We start from the raw sequence: 15,765 nt of genomic DNA on the forward strand, positions 1-15,765 counted from the left end.
AGACGTTTTGTTCTTGGTGATCCGGATAAACCTCGGCCGCCCCTTCTCCGGGCAGGCGGGGGGGTGGGGTGCGGGGGGGGGGGGTGGGGTGTTGGCCTTCTTCGGCACCGGCGCCGGTCCCGCCTCGCTGCTGCTCACCTGGCGCGGCCGGGTCCCCCGCGCGGGCGCCGTCGCCGCCGCCAGCGGGCTCGTCGGGGCCGGGGCCATCGCGCTGCTCGCCCAGGTGCCGACCGTTCCCGCCGCGACCGGCGTGGCGCTGCTCATCGGACTGTCGGCCGGGACGGCCGGAGCACTGGCCGGGGCCCTGGTGCAGAGCCGGGCCGGCGCCGCTTACATGGGGCGGGTCACCGCCGTCACCACCCTGGTCGGCTTCGGCGTCGCACCGCTCACCTTCCCCCTGGTCGGCGGTGCCGCCGCCCTGTGGGGCATCGCGCCGGTGTTCGCGGCCTGCGCCGCGGTCGACGCGCTCGGTGGAATCGTCGTCCTGTGCTCCGGCGCGCTGCGCCGTGCGGAACTTCCCCGCTGACCCTCACCCTTTCGGCCGGGCCGTGGGGGTGCGGCCCCTCAGATGCCCAGCTGCCTGGACTCGTGCAGCTTGCTGATCGCGTCCGCCTCGCCGTCCACCTGCACCTTGGCCGCGTCCTGCCGGCCGAAGGCGAACATCAGCAGCTCCGACGGCTCTCCGGTCACCGTCACCACCGGGGCTCCCCGGTGCGCCACCGCCGTCTGCCCGTCCGGGCGGCGCAGCACCAGACCCGTCGGCACACCCCGGGCCACCAGCCGGGCGGTGCGCTCCAGCCGGGACCACAGGGCGTCCTGGAAGACCGGGTCCAGCTCGCGCGGCGTCCAGTCCGGCTGGGCGCGGCGGACGTCCTCTGTGTGGACGTAGAACTCGACGATGTTGGCCGCCTCGTCGACCTGCTTGAGCTGGAAGGGCGAGAAGCGCGGCGGGCCGGTACGGATCAGCTGGATCAGCTCCTCGTACGGCTTCGCGGTGTACTCGGCCATCACCTTCTCCAGGCGAGGCGCGAGCTGCTTGATCAGCGTGCCCCCGGCCGCGTCCGGGCGGCGCTCGCGCACGATCACGTGCGCGGCCAGGTCCCGGGTGCGCCAGCCCTCGCAGAGGGTCTCCGCGTCCGGACCGACGGTTTCCAAGAGGTCGGCGAGCAGCAGCCGTTCACGCTTGGCGAAGGTCGACATGGGGTCAGCCTACGACCAGGCGGCGAGTCCGCGCAGTGGACACGGCAGCGGCACTGTCGTACCCGCGCGGCACAATGGCACCCATGACCAGTACGACCGGGATGCCCCGGCCCAGCAGCCTCGACCCGGAGATCGCCGCCCGCCTCAAGCGCAGCGCCGACGGCCTCCTGCCCGCCATCGCCCAGCAGTACGACACCGGTGAGGTGCTCATGCTCGGCTGGATGGACGACGAGGCGCTGCACCGCACGCTGACCACCGGCCGCTGCACCTACTGGTCCCGCAGCCGCCGGGAGTACTGGGTCAAGGGCGACACCTCGGGCCACGTCCAGTGGGTGAAGTCGGTCGCGCTGGACTGCGACGCCGACACCGTGCTGGTCAGGGTCGACCAGGTGGGCGCGGCCTGCCACACCGGCGCGCGCACCTGCTTCGACGAGGACGTGCTCCTCAAGGACGCGGATTCCGCCGCTCCGGCATCCGATCAGTAAGGTCAGCCGCCATGGACCTCGAGACCTTCCGCAAGCTCGCCACCGACCGGCGTGTCATCCCGGTCACGCGCAAGCTCCTCGCCGACGGCGACACCCCCGTCGCGCTCTACCGCAAACTGGCCGCCGAACGCCCCGGCACCTTCCTGCTGGAGTCCGCGGAGAACGGCCGCTCCTGGTCCCGGTACTCCTTCGTCGGCGTCCGGTCCGCCGCCACGCTGACGGAACGCGACGGACAGGCCCACTGGCTCGGCACCCCACCGGTCGGCGTGCCCGTCGAGGGCGACCCCTTGAAGGCCCTGCGCGCCACCATCCAGGCCCTGCACACCCCGCACCAGGAGGACCTGCCGCCCTTCACCGGCGGCATGGTCGGCTATCTGGGCTACGACATCGTGCGCCGCCTGGAGAAGGTCGGCCCCGGCGAGCGCGACGACCTGGAGCTGCCCGAGCTGACCATGCTCCTGACCAGCGATCTCGCCGTCATGGACCACTGGGAGGGCTCGGTCCTGCTGATCGCCAACGCGATCAACCACAACGACCTCGACACCGGCGTGGACGAGGCCCACGCCGACGCCGTGGCCCGCCTCGACGCCATGGAGGCCGACCTCACGCGCGCGGTCGCCCAGCCACCGGCCGTCCTGCCGCCCTCCGAGCTGCCCGAGTACACCGCGCTGTGGGGCGGCCCGGACTTCCGGGTGGCCGTCGAGGACATCAAGGAGCGCATCCGCGCGGGCGAGGCCTTCCAGGTCGTGCCCTCCCAGCGCTTCGAGACCCCGTGCACGGCGAGCGCGCTCGACGTCTACCGCGTCCTGAGGGCCACCAACCCCTCGCCGTACATGTACCTGTTCCGCTTCGACGGCTTCGACGTCGTCGGCTCGTCCCCCGAGGCCCTGGTGAAGGTCGAGGACGGGCGGGCGATGGTCCACCCCATCGCCGGCACCCGGCCCCGCGGGACCACCCCCCAGGAGGACCAGGCGCTCGCCGAGGAACTGCTCGGCGACCCCAAGGAGCGCGCCGAGCACCTGATGCTGGTGGATCTGGGCCGCAACGACCTGGGCCGGGTCTGCGAGCCCGGTTCCGTCGAGGTGGTCGACTTCATGTCCATCGAGCGGTACTCGCACGTGATGCACATCGTCTCCACCGTCACCGGCAGGGTGGCCGAGGGCCGCACCGCCTTCGACGTGCTCACCGCCTGCTTCCCGGCGGGCACCCTGTCCGGCGCTCCCAAGCCGCGCGCGATGCAGATCATCGACGAACTGGAGCCGTCCCGCCGCGGCCTGTACGGCGGCTGTGTCGGCTACCTGGACTTCGCGGGCGACTCCGACACCGCGATCGCCATCCGTACCGCCCTGCTCAGGGACGGCACGGCCTACGTCCAGGCCGGAGCCGGCATCGTCGCCGACTCCGACCCGGTGGCGGAGGACCAGGAGTGCCGCAACAAGGCGGCGGCGGTCCTGCGCGCGGTGCACACGGCCAACCGGCTGGGCAGACAGGGCGCTTCCGGGTAGGTGGGGCGCTTCTCATACGAACCCCGGGTGACGGTTCGCCCGGGGTTCAGGCGATAGTGGAGTACGTGACTGCTGTACCTCACCCCCGTACCGAAGCCGCCGCGCCCGCCCGCTCCGGCCGCCGCAGCCTCGCCGTGGCCCTGCTGAGCGGTGCGCTCGGCGCGGCCGTGGCGCTGCTCGCGACCCGACAGCGCTGGGCGGAGGGCACCGCGACGGTGGCCGGCGGCGCGTTCCCGCTCACCGCCAAGGGCAGCGACGTCACGGGCGTCCCCGCGGCCCTCGCCATAGTGGGTCTCGCCGCGCTCGTCGCCGTCTTCGCCGTCCGCAGGGCCGGCCGCTTCGTCGTCGCCGGGGTGCTCGCGCTCTCCGGCGCCGGCATCGTCGCCGCCGCCCTCGTGGCCGCCTCCGACACCTCCGCGCTGGACGAGAAGGCCGCCCAGGCCAGCGGCGACACCTCCGCGACCGTCACCGCGCTCAGCCACACCGGGTGGCCGTACGTCGCGGCCGTCGGCGGCGCGCTGATCCTGCTGGCAGGCCTGCTCGCGCTGCGCTACGGCAGCCTGTGGCCCGCCATGTCCGGCCGCTACGAGCGGGGCACCGACCGGCCCCGGCGCAGGGCCCGGCCGGTCGACCCCGAGCGGCCCGAGGAGATCTGGAAGGCCCTGGACCGGGGCGAGGACCCGACGGGAGCCTGACCCCCGTGGCGGGTGTGGCGAACCAGACGCCACCCCCGCGTCCGGCACGCGTGCGCGTACGGGACAATGGACGACGAGCGTCCGGCTCGGACAGTGACGGGCGGGCTCGGAGCGGTACGAAACGTGCGACGCTCCCCTGGGACACGTACACAGCAACGAGGAGCACACACATGGCGGGCAGCAGCCACGGCCACGGTCACACCCCGGCCGCCTGGACCGGTGTCATCATTTCCTTCATCGGTTTCTGCGTCGCGGGCGCCTTCATGGTGATGGCCAACCCCGTCGGCTTCTGGGCCGGCATGGTGCTCATCCTCGGCGGCGCGGTGGTCGGCGGCATCATGAAGGCCATGGGCCTCGGTGCGGACCCCAAGCCCCTCAAGGTCGCCGGCGTGCCCGCCGTGACCCGCGAGCCGGCCGGCGTGGAGAGCTGAGCGCACCTCCTGCTTCCCCGAGGGGCGGCCCGCCAGCCACAGGCTGCGGGGCCGCCCTTCGTGGTGTACCGGGAAGCCGGCCCACCCCACGGCCTGACGCGCGCGGTGCCGGCCCGCAGGGGACAATGCTCGGGTGAACGCCGACAGCCGCCCGGCCCCGCCGGCCCTGCCCTGGGCACCCATGCCGTCCGCTCCCGTGTGGCGGCGGCTCGCCGTCCCGGCCGGGGTCCTCACGGCCGTCGCCGGAGCCTTCGCGTACGTCGGCGCCGTCGATCCGAACCGGCCCGGGCACTACCCCGTCTGCCCGCTGTACCGGCTCACCGGCCTGTACTGCCCCGGCTGCGGCGGCCTGCGCAGCGCGCACGCCTTCGTGCACGGCGACCTCCTCACCGCCCTGCGCGACAACGCACTCGGCGTGGCCGCCTACCTGGGCTTCGCCGTGCTGTGGGCCGTGTGGGTGGTCCGCGCGGCGCGGGGCCGGCCGATGCGCGTGGACCTGGGGCCGGCGCACCTGTGGGCGGCCGGTGCGGTGCTGGCGCTGTTCACGGCTGTCCGCAACCTGCCGTGGGGCGGCTGGCTGCATCCCTGATCAAGCGGGGACGTCCAGGTAGTGGGACCGGCGTCCACCGGATGCGAGGGCTCCGCGCCGCTGCGGATACCATCGCAGTGACCACGGGTTTTCAAAACCTTGAAGGAACCACCGTCTGAAAGGGGGCCGCTCGCGTGAGTGTGCTCGACGAGATCATCGACGGAGTCCGTGCCGACCTCGCGGAGCGGCAGGCACGCGTCAGCCTCGACGAGCTCAAGGAGCGCGCGGCCAAGGCCCGTGCCGCCAAGGACGGGGTGGCCGCGCTCAAGGGCGACGGCGTGAAGGTGATCTGCGAGGTCAAGCGCTCCAGCCCCTCCAAGGGCGCGCTGGCGGCGATCGCCGACCCGGCCGGGCTGGCCGCGGACTACGAGGCGGGCGGTGCGGCCGTCATCTCCGTCCTCACCGAACAGCGCCGCTTCGGCGGCTCGCTGGCCGACCTGGAGGCCGTCCGCGCGCGCGTGGACATCCCGGTCCTCCGCAAGGACTTCATCGTCACCTCGTACCAGCTGTGGGAGGCCCGGGCGTACGGCGCCGACCTCGCGCTGCTGATCGTGGCCGCCCTGGACCAGCCGGCCCTGGAGTCGCTGATCGAGCGCGCGGTGTCGATCGGCCTGACCCCCCTGGTCGAGGTGCACGACGAGGACGAGGTGGAGCGGGCCGTGGACGCGGGCGCCAAGGTCATCGGCGTCAACGCGCGCAACCTGAAGACGCTGGAGGTCGACCGCGGCACGTTCGAGCGGGTCGCGCCGGAGATCCCGGACCACGTGGTCAAGGTCGCCGAGTCCGGCGTCCGCGGTCCGCACGACCTGATCGCCTACGCCAACGCCGGCGCGGACGCGGTCCTGGTCGGCGAGTCCCTGGTCACCGGCCGCGACCCGAAGACCGCCGTCGCCGACCTGGTCGCCGCGGGCGAACACCCCGCGCTGCGGCACGGCCGGAGCTGATCACCCGGTAGGCTGATCCCGATGACTCCCACCATGACGACCGTGGACCGGTACGCCCGCCTCGCGCGCGGCTGCCGCCCGAGGGGCTGCCGCGCCCCGGCGAGGCGTGTCCACGGCCGCAGGGTGCGCTATGTCATCGGTGACGAGCCGGGACAGGTAAACGGTCGTCGATGGCAGCATGCCCCACAGGGGCGCGGGGAACTGCGCGACCAGCCGCACCCGGCCTGAGGTCGTTCCATCAGCTCCGCCCCCACGGCGAACAGTGTCTTTTCACGCACTCACCGTGAGGTTCTGGCATGCCCAGCGATTTCTTCTTCCCTGACCCACAGGGTCAGGTCCCCACCGCCGAGGGATACTTCGGCGCGTTCGGCGGCAAGTTCATCCCGGAGGCCCTCGTCGCCGCCGTGGACGAGGTCGCCGTCGAGTACGACAAGGCCAAGCACGACCCCGAGTTCGCCCGGGAACTCGACGACCTGCTGGTGAACTACACCGGCCGCCCCTCGGCGCTCACCGAGGTCCCCCGTTTCGCCGAACACGCCGGCGGCGCTCGCGTGTTCCTCAAGCGCGAGGACCTCAACCACACCGGCTCCCACAAGATCAACAACGTGCTCGGCCAGGCCCTGCTCACCAAGCGCATGGGCAAGACCCGGGTCATCGCGGAGACCGGCGCCGGCCAGCACGGCGTCGCCACGGCCACCGCCTGCGCCCTCTTCGGCCTCGACTGCACGATCTACATGGGTGAGATCGACACCCAGCGCCAGGCCCTGAACGTGGCCCGCATGCGCATGCTCGGCGCCGAGGTCGTCGCGGTGAAGTCCGGCAGCCGCACCCTGAAGGACGCCATCAACGAGGCGTTCCGCGACTGGGTCGCGAACGTCGACCACACCCACTACCTGTTCGGTACGGTCGCCGGCCCGCACCCCTTCCCCGCCATGGTCCGCGACTTCCACCGGGTCATCGGCGTCGAGGCCCGCCGCCAGCTGCTGGAGCGCGCCGGGCGCCTCCCGGACGCCGCCGTCGCCTGCGTCGGCGGCGGCTCCAACGCCATCGGCCTCTTCCACGCCTTCATCCCGGACGACGGCGTCCGCCTCATCGGCTGTGAGCCCGCCGGACACGGCATCGAGACCGGGGAGCACGCGGCCACCCTGACCGCGGGCGAGCCCGGCATCCTGCACGGCTCCCGCTCCTACGTGCTGCAGGACGAGGAGGGCCAGATCACCGAGCCGTACTCGATCTCGGCCGGTCTGGACTACCCGGGCATCGGCCCGGAGCACTCCTACCTGAAGGACTCCGGCCGGGGCGAGTACCGCGCGGTCACCGACGACGCGGCCATGCAGGCCCTGCGCCTGCTGTCCCGCACCGAGGGGATCATCCCGGCCATCGAGAGCGCCCACGCCCTGGCCGGCGCGCTGGAGGTCGGCAAGGAGCTGGGCAGGGACGGCCTGATCGTCGTCAACCTCTCCGGCCGCGGCGACAAGGACATGGACACCGCCGCCCGCTACTTCGGCCTGTACGACACCGACGCCGAGGTGGCCGCCGACCAGGCCGACACCGCCGAGATCGAGGGGGACGCCAAGTGAGCGGGAACATCCAGCTGCTGTCGGACACCCTCGCGGGCGCCAGGGCCGAGGGCCGGTCCGCGCTCATCGCCTACCTCCCGGCCGGGTTCCCGACCGTGGACGGCGGCATCGAGGCGATCAAGGCCGTCTTCGAGGGCGGGGCGGACGTCGTGGAGGTGGGGCTGCCGCACAGCGACCCCGTCCTCGACGGTCCCGTCATCCAGACCGCCGACGACATCGCCCTGCGGGGCGGGGTCAGGATCGCCGACGTGATGCGGACGGTCCGCGAGGTGTACACGGCGACCGGCAAGCCCGTGCTCGTCATGACGTACTGGAACCCCATCGACCGCTACGGCGTCGAGCGGTTCACCGCCGAACTGGCCGAGGCGGGCGGCGCGGGCTGCATCCTGCCCGACCTGCCGGTGCAGGAGTCGGCCCTGTGGCGGGAGCACGCCGAGAAGCACGGTCTTGCGACGGTCTTCGTCGTGGCGCCGAGCAGCAAGGACGAGCGGCTGGCCCAGATCACGGCGGCGGGCAGCGGCTTCGTCTACGCCGCCTCGCTGATGGGCGTCACCGGCACCCGCGAATCCGTCGGCGCACAGGCCCAGAACCTGGTCGAGCGCACCCGCGCCACCGGCACCGCTCTGCCCGTCTGCGTCGGACTCGGTGTCTCGGGCGGCGCCCAGGCCGCCGAGGTCGCGGGCTTCGCCGACGGTGTGATCGTCGGCTCGGCGTTCGTGAAGCGGATGCTGGACGCCCCCGACCACGCGTCGGGTCTCTCGGCGGTTCGCGAGCTGGCCGGTGAGCTGGCGAAGGGCGTGCGCGGCCAGGCGTAACGGCCGGACGTTTTCCTATCAGAACATTCGGTCACTCGAACGAGTGGACCTGGGACCGGGGAGGCGCGCTGCGCCTCCCCGGTTCGTTCTGGGGGTGTGAGTGAGAAGAACCGTGACGGAAAGCGCACCGCCCGGGAGCGGCTGGCGGTTGAGCGCGAGAAGCAGAAGGCCGCTGACAAGCGCAGGCGCACGCTCATCGTGGCCGCGAGCGTGGTCTGCGTCCTGGGCCTCGCGGCGGTGATCGGCGTGGTCGCCGCGAACTCGGGCAAGGAAAAGGGCAGCAACAAGGCGGGACCGGTCGTGGCGCCCTCCGGCGCACAGGGCAAGGACAGCCTCGCGATCCCGGTCGGCAAGGACAACGCCAGGTCCACGCTCACCGTGTGGGAGGACCTCCGCTGCCCGGCCTGCCAGGCCTTCGAGGTCGCCTACCGTCCGACGCTCCACCAACTGGTCGACTCCGGCAAGCTCAGGATCGAGTACCACCTGGTCCGGCTGATCGACGGCAACCTCGGCGGCACCGGCTCCCTGCGCGCGGCCAACGCCGCGGCCTGCGCCCAGGACGCCGGAAAGTTCCGCGACTACCACGACGTGCTGTACGCGAACCAGCCCAAGGAGACCGACGACGCGTTCGCCGACAACGCCAAGCTGATCCAGCTGTCCGCAAAGGCCGGCGGTCTGGACACCCCCGCCTTCCAGAAGTGCGTCAAGGACGGCACCCACGACAGCTGGGTGAACAAGTCCCACAAGGCCTTCCAGGGCGGCGGCTTCACCGGCACGCCCACGGTCCTGCTCGGCGGGAAGAACATCTACCAGGACCAGACCATGACCCCGGCCAAGCTCAAGCAGATGGTGGAGGCGGCCGACCACGGGTAAGGACCTGCCCCGGTCCCGTCCGTTTTTCTCACGCCCCTGTTATGGACCCGTAGCCGGGCTGCTTGCCGTCCCCACGGCCCGGCACGGTAGCGTCGGACCTGCCATGGAACTTTCCTACATTCCCAGCCCGTCGCGCGGGGTGCTGTACCTCGGCCCCATCCCGCTGCGCGGCTACGCCTTCTGCATCATCATCGGCGTCTTCGTGGCCGTCTGGCTCGGCAACAGGCGCTGGATCGCCCGCGGCGGGCGGGCCGGCACGGTCGCCGACATCGCGGTCTGGGCGGTGCCGTTCGGTCTGGTCGGCGGCCGGCTGTACCACGTGATCACGGACTACGAGCTGTACTTCAGCAACGGCCGTGACTGGGTGGACGCCTTCAAGGTGTGGGAAGGCGGCCTGGGCATCTGGGGCGCGATCGCGCTCGGCGCGCTCGGCGCGTGGATCGGCGCGCGGCGCCGGGGCATCCCGATGCCGGCGTACGCCGACGCCGTCGCGCCCGGCATCGCCTTCGCGCAGGCCATCGGCCGCTGGGGCAACTGGTTCAACCAGGAGCTCTACGGCCGTGAGACCCACGTCCCCTGGGCCCTGCACATCACCTCCTCCGAGGGCGGCCGGGTGCCGGGCTACTACCACCCGACGTTCCTCTACGAGTCCCTGTGGTGCATCGGTGTGGGCCTCCTGGTCATCTGGGCCGACCGCCGCTTCAAGCTGGGCCATGGCCGGGCGTTCGCCCTGTACGTCGCCGCGTACTGCGTGGGCCGCGGCTGGATCGAGTACATGCGCGTGGACGACGCGCACCACATCCTGGGCCTCCGCCTGAACGACTGGACCGCGCTGATCGTGTTCCTGCTGGCGGTGGTGTACATGGTGGTGTCGTCGAAGAAGCGGCCGGGTCGTGAGGCCGTGGTGGAACCCGGAGCCGAGGTCTCCGAAGACGACGCTCCGGCCGACGACACGGCCGACGACACGGACGTCGCCGCCGAGACCGGGGACGAGGGCAAGGCCGGGCCGGATGCCGTGGAGGCGGAGGACGAGGCGAAGGACGAGGCCGAATCCACGTCCACGACGAAGAAGAGCTGACGGCTGGTGGTACGACACCGAGGGCGCCCGGAACTGCTCCGGGCGCCCTCGGTGTCGTAGGGGCCACCCGGAGAACGAACGTCAGCCTCGGAAAGCCAGTGACAGGGTGCGCCGGGCCATCGCCACCACCGCCGCGTCGATGAAGCGGCCGTCGGGAAGGGCCTGGGCGCCCTCTTTCGTGGCTGCCGCCTTGAGGATCGTCTCCGCGTGTTCGATCTCCGCCGGGGTGGGCAGATAGGCCCGCTCGATCACCGGCAGCTGCCGGGGGTGGATCGCGGCGCGACCCAGGAAGCCGAGGGTGCGGCCGTGGGCGCAGGAGGCGGCGAGGCCGTCCAGGTCGCGGATGTCGGGGTGGACCGACTGGGGCGGCGGGGCCAGGCCGGCCGCACGGGCGGCGACGACCACCCGGGAGCGCGGCCAGTCGAGGCCCGCGTCGGCCCGTACCCCCAGGTCGGCCCGCAGGTCCGCCTCGCCGAGGGCGATGCCCCGCAGGGCGGGGTGCGCGGTGGCGACGGCGTAGGCGTGCTCGATGCCGAGAGCCGACTCCAGCAGGGCGTAGAGGGGGACGGGGGTGACCGCGGCGACCCGTCTGATCTGGTCCGGGGCGGTCACCTTCGGGAGACGGAGACCCGAGAGGCCGGGGAGCGCGGCCAGGCCGGCCAGGTCGGCGGTGGCCCAGGGGCTGTCCAGGGCGTTCACACGGACGTGCACCGGGACCGGCTGGGGCTCGGTGAGGAGGTCGGCCGTGGCCGCCCGGGCGTACTCCTTGCGGTCCTGGGCGACGGCGTCCTCCAGGTCGATCACCACCACGTCGGCGCCCGCGGCCAGCGCCTTGGTCACCACGTGAGGGCGGTCGCCGGGGGCGTAGAGCCAGGTGAGCGGGGCCCGGGTCACAGGGCTCCCTCCGTGCGCAGGGCGGCGATCTCGGCCGGGGTCAGACCCAGCTCGGTGAGCACGGCTTCGGTGTCCGCGCCGTGCGGGCGGCCGGCCCAGCGGATCTCACCGGGGGTCGCGGAGAGCCGGAAGAGGACGTTCTGCATGCGCAGCGGACCGAGTTCGGGGTCGGTGACCGTGGTGATCGTGTCCAGGGCCTGGTACTGGGGATCCGTCATGACGTCCCGGACGTCGTGGACGGGGGCCGCCGCGGCCTCGGCCTTCTCGAAGGCGGCGAGGACCTCCGCGCGGGTGCGGGCGGCGATCCAGGAGCCGACCGCCCCGTCCAGGACGTCGGCGTGCGCGGCCCGCTCCGCGCCGGTGGCGAACCACGGTTCCTCGATCAGCTCGGGGCGGCCCACCAGGCGCATCACCCGCTCCGCGACCGACTGGGCGGAGGTGGAGACGGCGACCCAGAGGCCGTCGGCGGTGCGGTAGGTGTTGCGCGGGGCGTTGTTCGCGGAGCGGTTGCCGGTGCGCACCTGCACATGCCCGAGCTGGTCGTACCAGGTGGGGTGCGGGCCGAGGACCGACAGGATCGGTTCGATGATCGCCATGTCGACGACCTGCCCGGCGCCGGTGCGCTCCCGCGCGGCCAGCGCGGTGAGCACGCCATAGGCGGTCGCCAGGCCCGCGACCGAGTCCGCGAGCCCGAACGGCGGAAGCGTGGGCGGCGCGTCCGGCTCGCCGGTGATCGCGGCGAAGCCGCTCATCGCCTCGGCCAGGGTGCCGAAGCCGGGGCGATGGGCGTAGGGCCCGAACTGACCGAAGGCCGTCACCCGGGCGAGGACCAGCCGGGGATTGACGGCCGCCAGCTCCTCCCAGCCCAGCTCCCACTTCTCCAGGGTCCCCGGACGGAAGTTCTCGATCACCACGTCGGCGGTGCCGGCGAGCCGGAGCAGGACGGCACGGCCGCCGGGCGTGGACAGGTCCAGGGTGACGGTCCGCTTGTTGCGGCCGAGCACCTTCCACCACAGGCCGACGCCGTGCTTGGCCGGGCCGTGTCCGCGGGACGGATCGGGCCGGTCAGGATGCTCGACCTTGATCACCTCGGCGCCGAAGTCGCCGAGCAGCGTGGCGGCCATCGGGCCCGCGAACAGGGTCGCCAGGTCCAGCACCCGCAGACCGGTCAGCGGCGGTGCCGTCGTACTCACACGTGCCGCACTCATGCGGTGCACTGGGCGTCGATCTCCGGGCGGTACGGCATCGACGCCGACGCCCCGGCCCGCTGGACGGAGATCGCCGCGGCGGCCGCCGCCCAGGACAGGGCCTCCCGCACCGGTTTCTCCTCGGCGAGGGCCACCGCGAGCGCTCCGACGAAGGTGTCTCCGGCGCCCGTGGAGTCGACGGCCGTCACGCTCGGCGCCGGGATCACGAGCGGCTCGGCGCCCCGGGACAGGTAGAGGCTGCCGGTCGCGCCCAGGGTGACGACGACCTCGGGCACCTGGTCCAGCAGGGCGGCGGCGGCCTCGCGGGGGTCGGTGCGGCCGGTGAGGGTGGCCGCCTCGAACTCGTTGGGCACCAGCAGGTCGGTCGCGGCGAGGAGTTCGGGCGGCAGCGGCTGGGCGGGCGACGGGGTGAGGACCGTACGGACCCCGTGCCGGCGCGCCGCCTGAGCGCCCGCGACGACCGCGGCCAGCGGGATCTCCAGCTGCAGCAGCAGGGCGTCGGCGGAGGCGATCACCCCCTCGTCACCGGGGGAGAGGTGGTCGACGGTGCCGTTCGCGCCGGAGATGACGACGATGGAGTTGGCGCCCTCGTCGTCCACCACGATGTGCGCGGTGCCGGACGGGCCCTCGACCGTGCGCAGGGAGTCGGTGTCCACGCCGGAGTGTTCGAGGGTGTCGCGCAGCCGCCCCCCGAAGGCGTCGTTGCCGACCGCGCCGATCATCGAGACGGTCGCGCCGGCGCGGGCGGCGGCGATCGCCTGGTTGGACCCCTTGCCGCCGGGGACGGTGTGGAATGAGCGTCCCGTCACGGTCTCGCCGCGCTGGGGGGCCTTCGCGACATAGGTGACGAGGTCCATGTTCGTGCTGCCGAGGACGACGATGTGGGTCATGAGCGGGTCGCCTCCAGATGGGTGAGGTGGGCGAGGGTGTCGAAGCCGGTGCCGTCGAAGTCGCCGACGGTGCTGGCGAGCCGGTTCTTGAGCGGGGCCCGCCAGCGGTCGGGGAGGGCGGCGGGGGTGCCCGCGAGCAGCCCGGCGACGCTGCCGGCCGTGGCGCCGTTGGAGTCGGTGTCCCAGCCTCCCGACACCGCACGGCGGACGGAGCCGGTGAAGTCGCCGTCCGCGTGGGTGAGGGCCGCGGTGAGCAGGGCGGTGTTGGGGATGGCGTGCACCCAGTGGTGGGTGGGGGAGTAGTGGGCGTGGAGTTCGTCCACGACGTCGTCGAAGTCCTCGTGGGACCCGGCCAGCCGGACGGCGTGGTCGATCGCCCGCGCGAGCCGGGAGCGGGGCGGGATCACGCTCCGGCCGGTGCGCAGGCAGGCGTGCACGTCCTGGGTTCCGGTCGCGGCGGCGGCGATGACGGCGGCCGTGAACATCGCCGCGTAGACGCCGTTGGCGGTGTGGGTCAAGGCCGCGTCGCGGTAGGCCTGTTCGGCGGCGGCGGCCGGGTCGCCGGGGTTGGTCCAGCCGTGCACGTCGGCGCGGATCAGGGCGCCGATCCATTCGCGGAAGGGGTTGCGGTGGCGGGCGGTGTGCGGGGGTTCGATGCCGGAGAGCAGGTTGCGGTAGGCGACGCGTTCGGCGGTGAAGGTGCGGCCGGGCGGGAGTTCGTCCAGCCAGAGCCGCGCGACGTCGACGGTGCCGAAACCCCTTCCGTGGCGCTGGAGGAGCAGCAGGTTGAGGAGGGGGTAGTTGAGGTCGTCGTCCTCGGGCATGCCGTCGATGTTCTCGGCGAGGGAGGTGGCGGCGGAGCGGCGGTTCCAGGGGTGGGCGGCGAGGAGACCGTCCGGGACGCCGACGGCGGTGAAGTAGGTGGCGAGGGGCCAGTTCCCGGCGGCCCTGGCGAGGGCGCGGATGGCGTCGAGGGGAAGCTTTTCGACCGGTTTGCCAAGGAGACAGCCGATGGCTCTGCCCAGCCAGGCTGCTTCGAAGCCGGCCGGTGCGGGGTGCGGGCGTCCCGAAGGGGCGCGCGGGTCGCGGGGCGTCGGCCAGTCGGCGCACAGCGACTTGATACGGGCGAGGTCCGTCGGCTCGTCCTCGCTGAACGCGCTGGGCAGGTCGGCCAGTTCGTCCAGCAGGTCCTCCGCCAGGAGGCGCAGGTAGCGGGATGCCCGGTGGGTGGACGCGCCCGCCCGGGGCGGGGCGTCCGGGCCGCCCGCCGCCCGCCAGCGTGCCTCGATCGCCGACGGCTCACGGCCGTCGAGGCGGGCCTGGCGGAGTTCGTGGCCCATGAGGTCCTCCGGCTGGACCCAGGTCAGTCGGAGCATGCGGTTCCTCCGAGGGCCGTGAACGCCCGTTCGTGGGCGCGGCGCCGGCGTACGTCGCGTGCGAAGACCTCCCGCGCGACCTCGGTGAGCGTCCGGGCCGGCGCCCACAGGTCCAGGCGGCTGGCCTCCGCCACCGTCTTCGCCCAGTCTTCCGGGACGGCCGAGCCGAGGGCGCCCGCGAGGGCACCGGCCATCGTGGCGATCGAGTCGCAGTCGCGGCCGTAGTTGACGGCGCCGAGGACGGCGTGCCGGTAGTCGCCGCCGGAGACCAGCAGCATGCCGAGGGCGATGGGCAGCTCCTCGATCGCGTGCAGCCGGGAAGGGCGGCGGGCGGCGAGGGAGGGGGCGCGGTAGTCGGGGCCGACGGTGTCGTACGGGGCAACCGCCGCGCGCAGGGGCCGTAGCGCCGACTCGAAGTCCCGGTGCCGTACGGCCACTTCGCAGACCTTCTCGATCGCCTCGCGGGTGCCGTCCTTCGCCAGGGTCAGGCAGGCGGTGACGACCGAGTCCGGGGTCGCGCCCGGTGTCGTGGCGGCGGCGACGGCCGCGGCGAGGACACCGGCCGCCTCACGGCCGTACGACGACTGGTGCGCGCCGGCGACGTCCAGCGCCTCGGCGTAGGCGGCGGCCGGGTTCGCCGCGTTGACCAGGCCGACGGGGGCCATGTACATGGCCGCGCCGCAGTTGACGATGTTGCCGACGCCCGCCTCCCGGGGGTCGGCGTGGCCGTGGGCCAGCCGGGCCACGAGCCACTTCTCGGCGAGGAAGATGCGGTGCAGCGGCAGGGTCTCGGCCTCCAGCTCCGGGATCCAGCGCGGGTTCGTCATCAGGTCCGGGACCAGGTGGTCGGCGACGGCGTACGCGTCGAGGTGGTCACGGACGCGGGCGTAGACCCTGATCAGCGCGTGGGTCATCAGGGTGTCGTCGGTGACGTGGCCGTCGCCCTTGTGGTACGGGGCGATGGGCCGGGCGGTGCGCCAGTCCTCGCCGTGCCAGGGGCCGACGACGCCGTGCACGCGGCCGCCGTGGCGCTCGCTGATCTGCTCGGGGGTGTACCCCTCGACCGGCCCGCCGAGTGCGTCGCCGACCGCGGCTCCGACCAGGGCGCCGGTGATCCGTTCGGCGAGGCTGTGCCCGGGACTGTCCGAAGGCGGCCGGCTGCTTTCTTCTTCTTCGAGTCCTTTGGACTCCTTGGGCGTCAT

General features: G+C 73.1%; 18 protein-coding genes. 12 read left to right on the forward strand and 6 right to left on the reverse strand.

All coding sequences use genetic code 11. The features are described 5' to 3' along the window. The first annotated feature begins 88 nt into the window (after positions 1 to 88). The gene (locus tag ACZ7HQ_RS04380; RefSeq protein ID WP_470984447.1) at positions 89 to 526 is read left to right on the forward strand and encodes an MFS transporter; all 438 of its coding nucleotides are present in this window, start codon (positions 89 to 91) and stop codon (positions 524 to 526) included. Positions 527 to 564: 38 nt separating this feature from the next. Here ACZ7HQ_RS04380 and ACZ7HQ_RS04385 read toward each other — a convergent pair whose 3' ends face one another. Then, positions 565 to 1,200, reverse strand: a complete 636-nt coding sequence (locus ACZ7HQ_RS04385; RefSeq protein WP_470984449.1) for a TIGR03085 family metal-binding protein — start codon at positions 1,198 to 1,200, stop codon at positions 565 to 567. An 83-nt stretch (positions 1,201 to 1,283) separates the two neighbouring features. On the opposite strand from ACZ7HQ_RS04385, the gene hisI reads away from it, so the two are divergent. The 11 genes from hisI (at position 1,284) to lgt (ending at position 10,195) form a co-directional block, all read left to right on the forward strand. Next, positions 1,284 to 1,685 (forward strand): phosphoribosyl-AMP cyclohydrolase, encoded by a 402-nt coding sequence (hisI, locus tag ACZ7HQ_RS04390; RefSeq protein WP_470984451.1) that lies wholly within the window; start codon positions 1,284 to 1,286, stop codon positions 1,683 to 1,685. 11 nt (positions 1,686 to 1,696) lie between these two features. Next, positions 1,697 to 3,190, forward strand: a complete 1,494-nt coding sequence (locus tag ACZ7HQ_RS04395; RefSeq protein WP_470984454.1) for an anthranilate synthase component I — start codon at positions 1,697 to 1,699, stop codon at positions 3,188 to 3,190. A gap of 56 nt (positions 3,191 to 3,246) precedes the next feature. Next, positions 3,247 to 3,885: a TIGR02234 family membrane protein gene (locus tag ACZ7HQ_RS04400; RefSeq protein ID WP_470984457.1), complete on the forward strand. Its 639-nt coding sequence runs from the start codon at positions 3,247 to 3,249 to the stop codon at positions 3,883 to 3,885. A 170-nt stretch (positions 3,886 to 4,055) separates the two neighbouring features. Further along, positions 4,056 to 4,316 (forward strand): HGxxPAAW family protein, encoded by a 261-nt coding sequence (locus tag ACZ7HQ_RS04405; protein WP_470984460.1) that lies wholly within the window; start codon positions 4,056 to 4,058, stop codon positions 4,314 to 4,316. A gap of 181 nt (positions 4,317 to 4,497) precedes the next feature. Next, entirely contained in the window at positions 4,498 to 4,905 is a 408-nt protein-coding gene (locus ACZ7HQ_RS04410) for a DUF2752 domain-containing protein (RefSeq protein WP_470985204.1), read from the forward strand. Between the two features lie 134 nt (positions 4,906 to 5,039). After that, positions 5,040 to 5,849: an indole-3-glycerol phosphate synthase TrpC gene (gene trpC / locus ACZ7HQ_RS04415; protein WP_470984463.1), complete on the forward strand. Its 810-nt coding sequence runs from the start codon at positions 5,040 to 5,042 to the stop codon at positions 5,847 to 5,849. Positions 5,850 to 5,870: 21 nt separating this feature from the next. Then, positions 5,871 to 6,077 carry a tryptophan biosynthesis modulator TrpM gene (gene trpM, locus ACZ7HQ_RS04420; protein WP_470984467.1) on the forward strand — a complete coding sequence of 69 codons (207 nt, stop codon included), beginning with the start codon at positions 5,871 to 5,873 and terminating at the stop codon, positions 6,075 to 6,077. Positions 6,078 to 6,145: 68 nt separating this feature from the next. Continuing rightward, the gene (trpB, locus tag ACZ7HQ_RS04425) at positions 6,146 to 7,429 is read left to right on the forward strand and encodes a tryptophan synthase subunit beta (RefSeq protein WP_470984470.1); all 1,284 of its coding nucleotides are present in this window, start codon (positions 6,146 to 6,148) and stop codon (positions 7,427 to 7,429) included. Next, positions 7,426 to 8,244 (forward strand): tryptophan synthase subunit alpha, encoded by an 819-nt coding sequence (trpA, locus tag ACZ7HQ_RS04430; protein WP_470984473.1) that lies wholly within the window; start codon positions 7,426 to 7,428, stop codon positions 8,242 to 8,244. Before trpB ends, trpA begins: the two co-directional genes overlap by 4 nt. A 96-nt stretch (positions 8,245 to 8,340) precedes the next feature. Continuing rightward, complete coding sequence (locus ACZ7HQ_RS04435; RefSeq protein WP_470984475.1) at positions 8,341 to 9,117, forward strand: DsbA family protein; 777 nt, start codon at positions 8,341 to 8,343, stop codon at positions 9,115 to 9,117. A 103-nt stretch (positions 9,118 to 9,220) separates the two neighbouring features. Further along, positions 9,221 to 10,195 carry a prolipoprotein diacylglyceryl transferase gene (gene lgt, locus ACZ7HQ_RS04440; RefSeq protein WP_470984478.1) on the forward strand — a complete coding sequence of 325 codons (975 nt, stop codon included), beginning with the start codon at positions 9,221 to 9,223 and terminating at the stop codon, positions 10,193 to 10,195. Between the two features lie 81 nt (positions 10,196 to 10,276). Here lgt and ACZ7HQ_RS04445 read toward each other — a convergent pair whose 3' ends face one another. From ACZ7HQ_RS04445 to ACZ7HQ_RS04465, 5 genes are read right to left on the reverse strand one after another with little or no spacing between them, the layout of a single operon-like run. Further along, entirely contained in the window at positions 10,277 to 11,089 is an 813-nt protein-coding gene (locus ACZ7HQ_RS04445) for an HpcH/HpaI aldolase/citrate lyase family protein (protein ID WP_470984480.1), read from the reverse strand. Further along, positions 11,086 to 12,297 carry a CaiB/BaiF CoA transferase family protein gene (locus ACZ7HQ_RS04450; protein ID WP_470984482.1) on the reverse strand — a complete coding sequence of 404 codons (1,212 nt, stop codon included), beginning with the start codon at positions 12,295 to 12,297 and terminating at the stop codon, positions 11,086 to 11,088. The genes ACZ7HQ_RS04445 and ACZ7HQ_RS04450 overlap by 4 nt, the downstream gene beginning before the upstream one ends. After that, positions 12,294 to 13,187 (reverse strand): ribokinase, encoded by an 894-nt coding sequence (rbsK, locus tag ACZ7HQ_RS04455; protein ID WP_470984485.1) that lies wholly within the window; start codon positions 13,185 to 13,187, stop codon positions 12,294 to 12,296. Before rbsK ends, ACZ7HQ_RS04450 begins: the two co-directional genes overlap by 4 nt. Further along, complete coding sequence (locus ACZ7HQ_RS04460) at positions 13,184 to 14,563, reverse strand: ADP-ribosylglycohydrolase family protein (RefSeq protein WP_470984488.1); 1,380 nt, start codon at positions 14,561 to 14,563, stop codon at positions 13,184 to 13,186. The genes rbsK and ACZ7HQ_RS04460 overlap by 4 nt, the downstream gene beginning before the upstream one ends. Beyond that, positions 14,551 to 15,765, reverse strand: a complete 1,215-nt coding sequence (locus tag ACZ7HQ_RS04465; protein WP_470984491.1) for an ADP-ribosylglycohydrolase family protein — start codon at positions 15,763 to 15,765, stop codon at positions 14,551 to 14,553. Before ACZ7HQ_RS04465 ends, ACZ7HQ_RS04460 begins: the two co-directional genes overlap by 13 nt.

It is taken from the genome of Streptomyces sp. NPDC037290, assembly GCF_055603245.1.